Origin of the sequence: Pedobacter sp. R20-19, assembly GCF_000708265.2 — a bacterium.
Classification (GTDB): domain Bacteria; phylum Bacteroidota; class Bacteroidia; order Sphingobacteriales; family Sphingobacteriaceae; genus Pedobacter.
This window is the reverse complement of the sequence record NZ_JCKI01000007.1, coordinates 66,809-80,557: the sequence shown is the minus strand read 5'-3', so window position 1 is coordinate 80,557 and position 13,749 is coordinate 66,809. Positions and strand designations below refer to the sequence as shown.

Here is a 13,749-nt window from a genome sequence, read left to right as displayed (position 1 = left end):
CTACGCTAATGTCATTAAATTTTAACAATAGCAGAAATGATTTGAGTAACAAATGCGAGTATGAATGAAATGAATGGAATAGGAAAGCCAAACAATGAATAGTAATGGATAAGACAGGTTATTGTCCGGAATGTAGATTTGTTGCCAAAGTACTACGGAATTTAATTGTACAATGTCACCCTAAATAACGCCTGGAATGATGAAAACCTCTACTACAATATCCTTAACTGGGATAATCCGCAATTTGTTAAAATTTGTGGTCATCGTTTTAATAACGCTCTTGTATTCCAAATCGTATGCACAAACAAAAATTTATGCAAATTCGGTAACGGCCTCAGGCAATGCCACCAGTCTTACAGGTTGTGGCCCATTGGGTTTAGGTGCATGTTCTGTTACTACGGTAGATAATGCTATAAACGCGATCACTAATGATGAGAATACCTTTGCAACAGTAAAATCATCTGGTGGTATTGCTTTAAATATTTTAGCTTACAACGGTGAACTCGAATTAAAGTTTCCATCTAACATTCCTGCAAATACGACCACTTATATCAGGATAGATTCCGATCCTGATTTATTAAACGCACTTTTAGGCGGTAATTTGGGCGGTTTGCTGGCTAACGTTTTGGGGAACGTAGTTTTAGGAAATCATAGTTTCTACATTGCAGCTAAAAATGCTGCAGGTAGCATTATTACGGATGGAGCCAGTAGCGGACAGTTTACCAATAATAACCTACGTTTGGTAAAAGATGGTTTAGGAAGGTTTTATGTAGCGATTACGCCGAACCAGATTTATGACCGGGTGCTCATCCGGGATATTACCAATGCTGCTTTACTGGGCGTAAATAACAATACTAAAGTTTACTATGCCTTCTATACTTCAGGAACGGATCCTTGTGCACAAGCCTTTGCTACCAGTTTTGAAGGAACAGGTATTACCCTGGACGCTTTGCGTTTGGGAAATTCAGGTGTGATCAATAGTGAACGGGCAATAGACACAGATCAAAATAACTTTTCACAAATTAGCCTTGGAGTTGCCGCTGTTGCTGGAACAGCCAGTCAGAATTTTTATTTTACCACACCATCCAATGCGACTGATGATTTTAATTTGAGGTTTAAAACGTCACCTGCACTTTTAACACTAGGTCTCTTAAATAATATCAGGGTTACAGCTTACAATGGAATTGATGAAGTTTTCACCCAAACACTAGATCCTGCGTTACTAAATTTGGAGTTGCTTACGCTACTTAATAACGGATCAATTGTTTCCGTCCCATTCTCACCCGGGAGATCTTTCGATCGGGTAAAAGTTACGCTATCATCACTTGTAAATGCAAATTTAACACAAACGATTGATGTTTACGGATTAACACGATCTGCCGGAAGACCTACCTTTACCGCTCCGGCAAGTAATGCGGTAGCTGCCTGTTACAATGCTCCGGTAGTTTTAACGGCTACCACCGCCAATACAAATGAATTAATTTGGTATGATGCTTTGCAAGGGGGTACTTCTTTAGCCACAGTTGCTTATAATGGTGGATTTACCACACCAGCTTTAACGGCCAATAAAATTTATTATGTAGCAGCAAGACGTTTAAATTGTACCACTGAATCGGTACGGGTTCCTGTAGTCATTACTGTAAACCCACAAATTACATTTGCAGGGGCTACCTTAGTAAATGCGACCAGTCAGTTCGCTTACAACCAGCAAATTACCCCAGCAACTGGCGGTACGACAGGTTTTAACTACACTTTAGCCTCAGGCAGTACTTTACCAACCGGATTATCACTTTCTGCCAATGGAACGATCAGTGGTACGCCAACAGTACCTAACTTATATAACTTTTCTATCGTTGCAACAGATTTAAAAGGTTGTACCGTTACCGCTGCATACACAGTTACTGTTACCGCTGCCCTAACATTACAGTCAGGAAACTTGCCCGAAGGCATCACAGGTACTACTTATCCAACGCAAATTATTCCTGCGGCTGCAGGCGGAACCGGGCCTTACACCTATACTGTTGCAAATCCCCTTCCGTCTGGTTTAACATTTAATCCGGCAACAAGAGCAATCACAGGTACACCTACAACACCAGGCAGTTATACCATTCCGGTTACAGTAGCGGATGCCAATGGAAATACCATCACTGCAAATTACAGCATTAAAATTACCGATCCATTTGTATTGCCTCCTGCAACGCTTGCCATGGGAACCAAAGGAATGGTATATACGCCACAGTTTATTCCATCCGCAACAGGCGGAACAACACCTTATACCTATGTGGCTACAGGTTTGCCTGCAGGTTTAGCTTTTAATCCGGTTACCCGGGCAATTACTGGTACACCAACTGTTGATGGTTCTTTTACAGTAGCTGTTACGGCCACTGATGCAGATGGAAAAACAGCTGCCACAAATTATGCACTTACTGTAATTAATCCCCTGGTGTTGCCATCTGCTGCACTTCCTGATGGTACGGAAAATGTATTTTATGCCACACAAACACTTCCACAAGCAACTGGAGGTGTAGGGCCATATACTTATGTAGCTGCTAATCTTCCAGCTGGATTAAGCTATAATCCAATAAACAGACAATTAACCGGGACGCCTACTCAGGCAGGTAATTATTCTATATCGATAACCGCAACCGACAGCGAAGGCAGAATAGCAACTAATACTTATCCAATTAAAGTAATTGGTACACTTAGCTTACCATCATCTACTTTACCAAATGGAATTGTTGGAACCGGGTACCCAGCTCAAACTATACCCGCTGTAAATGGCGGAACTGCACCATATACTTATGCAGCGGTAAACCTGCCTCCAGGTTTAACCTTTGATCCATCAACAAGAGTTATCACCGGGACACCATCTGTAGGGGGTACTTTTAATGTTCAGGTTACGGCAACAGATGCCAACAACAATAAAGCCACCACATCTTATAGCATAACAGTAGATGTAAATGCTCCGGTGGTGGCGTCTGCAACAGTTTGCTCCGGTTCGGTTGCTTCCTTAACCGTTAGTAATGTATTGCCAAATGTTTCTTACAGGTTATATGGGCCAGCAGGAAACTCCGTTTTACAAACCAGTTCATCAGGTACCTTTGCCACTCCGGCAGTTACTTCTCAAACTACTTTTTTTGTGGAAGCATTTTCGGGTACCGCGGTGAGTTCCAGAACTTCTGTTACGGTTTCTGTTAATCCACCAGCTACTTTAGCTACGGTAACTACCAGCAACCAGGTCATTAATGCTGGTCAAACTACCACTTTAACCGCTACTGCTGATTCTGGCAATACAATTGCCTGGTATGATGCGGCCACTGGTGGAAATCAGGTTGGCGTAGGTACTTCATTTACAACACCAACTTTACAAACCAGCACAACCTATTATGTGCAAACCACAAGTGCCACAGGTTGTATCAATGCTACGCGTGTTCCTGTTTTAGTTATCGTTATCACAGGTGGAGGAAATACGGCATGTAATGCGGCTAGCAGTCAGAATACAGGCATAAATGGCACTTGTTTATTATGTTCAGTTAATGGTGCAGGCAACTCTACTGATGCCGATGTTAATAATTTTACCAGAATTTCACTGGCTGTTGGCGTGGGTGCCACAGGCTATCAACAATTGATTTTCCCTGCCGCTGGTGCTGCAACGGATAGTATCCGTTTAGACCTGGGCTTGCCTGGAGGTCTTGCAGATGTTAGCCTTCTAAATAATATTACGGTAAGTGTATTAAACGGAGCCAACGTTGTCAGAACTGTTCAAATTAATGGAAACTTATTAAATCTCACACTATTAGGTGGAAACAGATTTGCTGCTACCGTATTAGCAGGCGGTGTTTATGATCGTGTTCAGGTGAGCTTTGGTGCATTGGTATCAGCATTAAGTAGCTTAGATATTTATGGCACAACGGTTATCTATCCACATCCAACCATCACATCCGGTGCACAGTCAATTTGCGCTGGTGGCACGGCTACTTTAACGGCAACAGCAAATGGAGGTACAACTTTAACCTGGTTTAATGCCCCAACTGGAGGAACACAATTAGGTGCAGGTGAAACCTTCACCACTCCGGCAATTACTGCTACCACTACTTATTACATTCAGATCAATAAGGCAAATTGTGCGAATACTACACGTATTCCTGTTGTGGTTACGGTAAATCCGGCTATTGTTTTTAATGGAACGACACTTACTAATGCAACGATTGCATCGCCATACAGCAAACCACTTCCGGTAGCAACAGGCGGAACACCTGGGTTTACTTATGCGCTGGCATCAGGAAGTACGCTTCCAGCCGGATTAACTTTATCCTCAACAGGTTTAATCAGCGGAACACCAACAGCAACAGGTGCACCTACGTTCTCCGTAGTGGTTACAGATACTAAAAATTGTAGTGTAACGGCAACATTCAACTTAACTGTAACGCCAGCCTTATCATTGGCTGCAGGGACATTGCCAGATGGTGTTACCGGAGCAGTTTATGTTCCTCAAACCCTTCCAGCCGCAGCAGGAGGAACTGGTCCTTATACTTATACAGCGAACAGTCTTCCTCCGGGATTAATTTTTGATCCGACAACAAGAGAAATTTCTGGTACTCCAACACAAATTGGCAACTATACTATTCCAGTAACAGTAACTGATGCAAATGGAATTACCTTTACCGCTAATTATACACTTAAGGTTAATGATCCATTAGTTTTGCCACCTGCTACTTTAGCCAGTGGAACCAAAGGATCTGTTTATCCTGCTCAAAGTATTCCGTCGGCAACAGGTGGAACAACTCCATATACCTATTCGGCCACAGGCCTTCCTTTGGGTTTAACTTTTAACAGCACTACCAGAGAAATTACAGGTACGCCCGGTGAGTCTGGGACCTTCAGTATTCCGGTTACCGTAACTGATGCTACTGGTAAAACAGCAACGACCAATTACAGCATTTCAATTATTGATCCGTTGGTATTGCCACCGGTTAGCCTGGCTGATGGCAATGAAAACGTGGCTTATCCTGTTCAGAATATTCCGGCTGCTCTTGGTGGAGTAGGGCCATACAGTTATGTTGCCACCAATCTTCCTGCGGGCTTATCATTTGATCCGGTAACCAGAAACATCACAGGTACGCCAACACAGGCCGGTAATTATGTTGTTTCGGTAACTGTTACGGATAGCCAGAATAGAACAGCATCAAATAATTATAACCTTACGGTAATTGGTGCTTTAAATTTACCAAGCGCAACCTTGCCAAATGGCGTGGTTGGAGATAGCTATCCGGCGGTAGCACTTCCTGCGGTAACAGGTGGCACAGGGCCATATACTTATCTGGCTACAAATCTTCCGGCAGGATTATCCTTTAATACCACTACGAGAGAAATAACGGGTACGCCAACTGTAGGTGGAACGTTTACCGTTTCCTTAACAGCTACCGATGCAAATGGCAATAAGGCGACCACAGGTTATAGCCTAACAGTAACCGTAAGGGCACCAATTGTGGCTGCGGCTACCGTTTGTGCAGGTTCATCAGTCACATTAACCGTTAGTAATATCCAATCAGGCGTTACTTATAACTGGTATGCATCTACTGGAAATACACCGTTAGCTGCCAATAATACTGGTGTGTTTGTTACACCGGCGGTTACTGCTGAAACCGTATTCTATGTGGAAGCGGTATCTGGTACAGCAGTAAGCACCAGAACGGCGGTAACAGTTTCTGTTAATCCATCTGCAACACTGGCTACGGTAACTACGAACAGTCAGGTCATTAATGCCGAACAGTCTACTATCTTATTGGCAACTGTTGATGCAGGAAATACCATTGCCTGGTTTGATGCGCCAACAGGTGGTACACAGGTAGGTACCGGAACTTCTTTCGTTACACCTGTTCTTAATGCCAGCACTACCTATTATGTTGAAACCACCAATCAGGCCGGCTGCGTGAGTGCAAGTCGTGTTCCGGTAACGGTTACTGTAATTCCGGGCGGAACAGGGACTGCCTGTAATGCAGCAAATACTCAAAACAGCGGTATCACTGGTTTATGTCTGTTATGCGGAATAACTGGTGCGGGTAATTCAACAGATAACGATGCGACAAATTTCACCCGGATTACTTTAGGTGCCGGTGTGGCTTCAACAGGGTATCAGCAATTAATTTTCCCAACAGCTGGTTCTGCTACAGATAGCGTCCGATTAGATCTGGCTTTGCCGGGTGGATTGTTGGATCTTCAGTTGCTGAACAATGTAACTGTTAATATCCTGAATGGAACAACAGTAGTTAGAACGGTTCAACTGGGTTCTTCTTTATTAAATCTTCAGTTACTGAGCGGAAGCCGTTTTGCTGCAACCTTAGCTGCTGGTGGTACTTTTGATCGGGTTGAAGTTAGAATTGGTGCCTTGGTTTCTGCCGTAACCAGCTTAGATATTTACGGGGCAACAATGGTGTATCCTAATCCAACTGTTACCGCTGGTGCGCAAACCATTTGTGCTGGTAGTACTGCTACACTTGCAGCTACCGCAAGTGCTGGTACCACTTTAGCCTGGTATAATGCGCCAACAGGAGGTACCCAACTGGCAACTGGTGGAACTTTTACCACGCCGGCCTTAACCGCAACTACCACTTATTACATACAGGTATCTAAAGGTAATTGCCCTAACACTTTACGCATTCCGGTAACGATAACTGTAACACCTGCGCTGGCTACGCCAATAGTGTCAACAGTAGCTACTTATTGTGCTGGTAATGCTGCCACACTATCTGTTACCAATCCGCTTGCTGGTATTACTTATAACTGGTATGATGCTCCAACCGGAGGAAACTTATTGTTTACCGGGGCAGTGGTGACCACACCAGTATTAAACGCTAATGCTATTTATTATGTAGAAGCTGCTCAGGGAAGTTGCACAAGTGCCACCCGGGCAACTGTAGCTGTAACTGTAAATCCACGTCCGGCCTTGCCTGTCGTTACTGCAAGCGCATCAACCGTTGCACCTGGTCAAACCGTTATTTTAACGGCAACTTCTACCGATCCTTCGGTTACCTTTAATTGGTACAATTCGGCAAATGCAACTACACCAATTTACACGGGTGCTACTTATGTAACGCCACCATTAACCACCACAACCAGTTATTTTGTAGAAACCGTATCGGCTAACGGATGTACCTCAGCCAGCAGGATTCAGGTAACCATTAATGTAGATGGGAACAATACTCCGAATGTTGTTCCTTGTGAGGCAGCTGTTGCACAAACCAATGGCGTTACCGGAGTAGCATTGCTGGCAGGCGTATTTAATCCCGCATTGGCGATTGATAATGATACACAAACAGCTTCTTCGTTGGTGCTACCAGTAGGAGCATTAGGTGCTTCGGTTTACCAGAGAGCAAGCTTTGGTACTGTTTCAAATGCAGGCGATACGGTTCGGGTACTGGTTTCTTCACCAGGAAGGCTGCTTTCACTTAGCTTATTGGGTAATGCACAAATCACCAGTTACCTTGGAACCAACAGTAATGGTGATTCAAGATTTTTAAATAACAACCTTTTAAATGTTCAATTATTAAATGGCGATACACAAGCGCTTGTTACATTCGTACCTGCAACAAGCTTTGATGCTGTTGAAGTACGTTTAAATGGTGGCGCTTTGGGTGTGCTTACCTCAATTAACTTTAATTATGCCCAACGCATTTTGGTGGCACCAGCGGTGGTTTCATCAAATGTAACTGCATGTGTGGGTCAAACCACGCAGCTGGTGGTTAACAATCCATCGTCAAGCTTAACTTACAGGTGGTATGATGCTGCGGGAACTTATTTAACAGGTAACGACGGGATTATTTTTACCACTCCGGTTTTAACCGGCGATACCCGTTTTTTTGTAGCTGCGGTATCAGCATCAGGCTGTGTAAGCGCTAAAACAGTGGTCAACGTAATCACTAATCCAGCGCCGGTTACGCCAGAATTATTAAATCCGGATGTGAATACCTGTATCAATACTGGTGTGGTATTGCAAGTCAAAAATCCTGTTGCAGGCACTATTTATAAATGGTATGATGCCGCAAATATATACCAGGCAGGATTAGACGGTGCAACATTTACCATTGCTAATGTAACCAGTAACACCACTTATACTGTAGAAGCTGTTAATAGTTGTGGTGCGGCATCTGCAAGAGCAACTGCAACCATTGCCATTGGTAATATAGATATTCCGGTAATTACTCCATCTGCCGTTACCATTTCTCAAGGTGCTGTGGCCGCATTAAGAGCAACATCAAGTACTGCAGGTGCCACCATTAATTGGTATACTACAGCAAACGGAACCACTCCAATTTTTACAGGAGAAAATTATGTAACAGATCCATTATCAACCACTACAACCTTCTATGTAGAGGCTACTATCCCTGGCGGATGTACTGCCATTGCGAGAGCAGAAGTTGTGGTGACTGTAATTCCTAATGGTACTCCGGTACCAACACCTTGCGGGGCAGCAACTACTCAAACCAATGGTGTAGCTGGTGGAATTACCATTGGTGCAGGTGTCATTAATCCAATTCAGGCAATTGATGGTGATGTTAATACGGGATCAAGTCTGGTGATTCCGGTTGGCTTATTGGGTTCGTCTGTATTTCAGCAATTGGGTTTTCCTACATTATCAAATGTTGGCGATACGTTAAGGGTAAAAATTACCACTCCAGGCCAATTAATTTCTGTTGGATTACTATCAAACTTAACCTTAACAACGTATCAGGGCAATGCTTCAAATAACGATGGCGTAGCCATCTCTAATCCATTAATTAGTCTGAATTTACTGAACGGAGGAAATTCTGCCATACTTACTTTCGTGCCAGCTAGTCGATTTGACGGTGTAGAATTGAGATTAGGTTCTGGCTTACTCGGTGCGTTAAATTCTGTGAATTTTGATTATGCACAAAGAAGTATTCTGGCACCAACGGTAACTTCCACCACGGGTAGTGCCTGTCAGGGCGCTTCAGCTACGTTGAGTGTACAAAATCCTCAGCCAGGAATTATTTATAAATGGTATTTGGGTGGCGTATATCAAACCGGTAAGGATGGAGCAACATTTATAACTGATCCGGTATTGGCGGCAGGTACCCACGAATATGCCGTAAGTGCCAATGCCAATGGTTGCGAAAGCATTAAAGTAAAAGTTACGGTAACCATTTTGGCTCCTCCAGCGCCACCGGTACTTTCTTCAACCAATCCGGCAAGTACTTGTATCAATTCATCAGCTACGCTAACCGTTATTCCTGTAGCGGGCAATACTTATAACTGGTATGATGCCCCTGTAAATGGCAATATGTTGGTTACCAATAACAGTAGTTTTGTAACGTCTGCCAGTTTACCTGCCGGAACTTATGATTACTATGTAGAAGCTGTAAATGCAAATGGCTGTAGCAATCCAACCAGAACAAAAGCATCTATTACAGTGCTTCCAGCTGCATTAGCATCTGATATCACGGTTACAGGAAATACGGCATTATGTGTTTCAGCAACCACTACAATAACTGCTTCGAGCACAAGCGTTACTAACCCGGTGTTTACCTGGTATAGTGATGCCGGTTTAACCCAGGTAGTGAGTAATTCTGCTGCATTTACTACACCAACCATTACTGGTACAACTAAATATTATGTAACCGTTAGGGGCGATAACAAATGTGCCAATACACCGGGAAATGCACAGGAAGTAACGATTACCACTAATCCGGTAGCATCACCATCCGATCTGAATCTGGCAGGACCAACATCTATTTGTGGAGGTTCAACTGTAACCTTATCAGCCAGTAGCACAACTGTTATTAATCCGGTATTTACCTGGTATAGCGATGCCGCTTTAACCATTCCGGTAAACACAACGGCTCAATTTACAACGCCTGTATTAACCACTACCACTACCTTTTATGTAACAGTTAAGGGTGATAACAGGTGTGAGAACACTGCAGCATTGGCTCGGGCAATAACCATAACGGTAAATCCTTTTGCCACTGCCGCAGATATTAACCTGAATGGAATCACTTCGATTTGTCAGGGGGCTACCACCCAGCTATCGGCATCAAGCACTACCGTAACTAACCCGGTTTACACCTGGTACAGTGATGCCGCCTTAACTTCAGTAGCTTATGTTGGTGCATCATTTACTACACCAGTATTAACCAATACAACAAGTTATTATGTAACGGTAAAAGGTGATAATAAATGTGAGAATCTGGCAAATGCGGTTGCTGTAGTTACAGTAACTGTAAAACCATATGCCACAGCAGCAGATATTGCGGTGGCAAACACTCAAATCTGTGCTGGTTCTACAACGATGTTAATGGCATCGAGCTTAACCGTAACTCAACCTGTATTTACCTGGTACAATGATGCATCCTTAACCAGTGTGGCATTTGTAGGACCAACATTTACGGTGAATGGGTTAACCACAACGACAACGTATTACTTAACTGTTAAAGGGGCAAATAAATGTGAAAACACGGCAGCTGATGCGAAGGCCGTTGTGGTAACGGTTAATCCGCTGGCTACTACAACCGATGTGATTGTGAATGGTAATACCAATACCTGTTCAGGCGTAGGTGCAACTTTAACCGCAAGCTCTCCAACGGTAACCAACCCGGTATTTACCTGGTATAGTGATGCAGCCTTAACCAACATCAATTTTATTGGCAGTGTTTTCACCACACCTGTTTTAAATGCAACAACCACTTATTATGTAACTGTTCGAGGTGATAATAAATGTGAGAATGCTGCAAATACGGGTAAACCGGTAACCATCACCATTACGCCAGTTGCAGGTGCTGCAGATGTGACTGCAAATGATGCAACTATTTGCCAGGGTACATCAGCAGTTCTCGTGGCCAATACAACAACAGTTACCAACCCAACATATACCTGGTATACTGATGCAGCCCTAACTTCTGTTGCTTTTGTAGGTGCAACATTCAATACACCTGCATTAAATGTAACCACTAGATATTACCTAACGGTTAAAGGAGATAACAGATGTGAAAGTTCAGCAGCTACAGCGAGGGTAATTGTTGTAAATGTTAATGATGCAGCAACTGCGGCAGATATTACGCTATCTGCTCCAGCAGTAATATGTGGTTCAGGAAACGCAACCATCAACGCCAGTTCAACTACGGTAACCAATCCGGTATTTACCTGGTATAATGATGCTTCGCTGACCAGTGTTGCCTTTGTTGGTCCGATTTTTAATACCCCATTGCTCACAGCAAGCACCACTTATTATGTGACGGTAAAAGGCACTAACAAATGTGAAAATTCGGCTGCAAATGCTAAACCAGTTACAGTAACCATCAATCCACGGGCGGTACAAGCAGATATTACCGTGAATGGATCAAAATCAATATGCGGAAACGTAGCAACTGTGTTAACCGCAGGTAGTACTACGGTAACCAATCCGGTGTTTACCTGGTATAGTGATGCCGCTTTAACATCAGTAGTGTTTACAGGTAGTGTGTTTACTACTCCGGTATTAACCACCAATACTACTTACTATGTAACGGTTAGGGGCGATAATAAATGTGAAAATGCATCAGGAAGTGCATTAGCAGTAGCGCTTACCGTTACGCCAATTGCAGGTGCTGCAGATGTTTCAGCAAGTGATGCGACCATTTGTGCGGGATCGGGTGCTACACTCATTGCAACAACCACAACAGTAACTAATCCGGTATTTACCTGGTACACTGATGCAGCCCTAACCTCTGTAGCCTTTGTTGGTGCAACATTTAATACACCATCATTAAACGCAACCACTAGATATTACCTGACGGTTAAAGGAGACAACAGATGCGAGAGTTCTGCATCTACAGCCAGGGTAATCACTGTAAATGTAAATGAAGCGGCAACAGCAGCAGGTATTGCGTTATCTGCACCAACAGTAATATGTGGTTCAGGAACTGCAACTATCAATGCCAGTTCTACTACGGTTACCAATCCGGTATTTACCTGGTATAATGATGCTTCATTAACCAGTGTTGCCTTTGTTGGTCCAATCTTTAATACACCAGCATTAACGGCTAACACTACTTATTATGTAACGGTTAAAGGCACCAACAAATGTGAAAATTCGGCTGCTAATGCCAAAGCCATTACCGTTACCGTAAACCCAAGAGCGGTGCAGGCTGATGTTACCGTAAGTGGAAACAGATCTGTTTGCGGAAATGTTGCTGCAGTATTAACAGCAAGTACGAATACTGTAACCAACCCAGTATTTACCTGGTACAGTGATGTTGCATTAACCTCACCAGTATTTGTTGGCAGCGTGTTTACTACTCCAGTTTTAACAGCCAATACCACCTATTATGTAAGTGTTAAAGGCGATAATAAATGCGAAAATGCTTCGGGTAATGGTTTAGCAATAGCCGTTATGGTAAACAGTGCACCAAATAATCCGGTAGTTGCCAATACCGGAACAAGCATTTGTTCTGGAGAAGCTACACAATTGGTCATCAGCAATGCACAAACTGGCGTTACATACGAATGGTACAGTGCTGCCGTAGGTGGAAACTTATTATTCACGGGCTCAACCTACAATACCCCAGCCTTAACCGCTACTACCGATTATTATGTGGCAGCAGTAAATGCCGGAGGCTGTAATAACAATGGTGGTAGAGTGAAAGTTACGGTTACTGTAAATCAAAAACCTGCAGTTCCGGTTGTTAATGCTACCAATGTAAATGTGTGTATAGGAAATGCAGCCATCCTAACGGTAACTAATCCACAAGCAGGTGCAGTTTATAACTGGTATACTTCGGCAACTGGTGGCACCCTTGCAGGAACAGGTATTTCATTTACCACACCAACCATCACAACCAATGTAACCTATTACGTTGAAGGAGCAAATGGATCTTGTACTTCAGCATCAAGAACTCCGGTAAATGTAGTGGCCTTACCTGTGCCAGCCGCGCCAGCATCAGCAACGCCAGCTAATGGAATAATCTGCGCAGGCAGCAATACCATATTAACTGTAAATAATCCGGTACCGGGAATCATTTACAGATGGTACAATGTAAGTGCTAATGGAAATGTGTTAGGTGAAGGGGTTACGTTTACTACGCCAAACATCACCGCAACAACCATCTTTTATGTAGAAAGTATTGCCGTTGGTGGTTGTGCAAGTGCAACGAGGACACCAGTTATGGTAACGGTTCTCCCTGTGTTGGCTACGCCTTCGGTTGTGGTACAATCCACCACTCCTAATAGTGTAACATTTGCATGGGTAGCCATAAATGGTGCATTAGGTTATGAGATTTCTACTGATAACGGATTAACCTGGCAAGCCACGGCAGGAACGAGTTACCTGGCTGCGGGTTTAAAACCAGATCAAAGTGTTACCATTATTGTAAGGGCTAAAGGTCAGTTGGCTTGCCAAACCAGTGCCAATTCAAGTCCGGTAACTGGGAAAGCTACCAATCCACTCGGCAATCAGATTTATATTCCGAATGCATTTACTCCAAATAATGATGGTAAGAATGATACCTTCCTGATTTATGGAACAACCATCGCATCAGCCAGAATGACCGTATTTACCCAGTGGGGTCAATTAATATTCCAGTCTGATAATATGGCTAATGGCTGGGATGGAACATTTAAAGGTATTAATCAGCCAGTGGGCGTATACGTATACATGGTAGAGGTTGATTTTGCAGATGGTACCAGCACCATGAAAAAAGGAACAATAACCTTAATTAGATAGTGATGAGCAGGATAAATTATAAACAGATAAAA

At 43.3% G+C, this 13,749-nt stretch carries 1 protein-coding gene; it reads left to right on the top strand.

Annotated elements, in window-relative coordinates; all coding sequences use genetic code 11:
* Positions 1-196: 196 nt before the first annotated feature.
* Positions 197-13,717, top strand: a complete 13,521-nt coding sequence (locus tag AN34_RS15710) for a putative Ig domain-containing protein (protein ID WP_082468437.1) — start codon at positions 197-199, stop codon at positions 13,715-13,717.
* Positions 13,718-13,749: the final 32 nt, after the last annotated feature.

Bases quoted from the DNA above. Each gene is read 5' to 3' on its own strand.
- AN34_RS15710 (WP_082468437.1), top strand. From the start codon at position 197: ATGATGAAAACCTCTACTACAATATCCTTAACTGGGATAATCCGCAAT.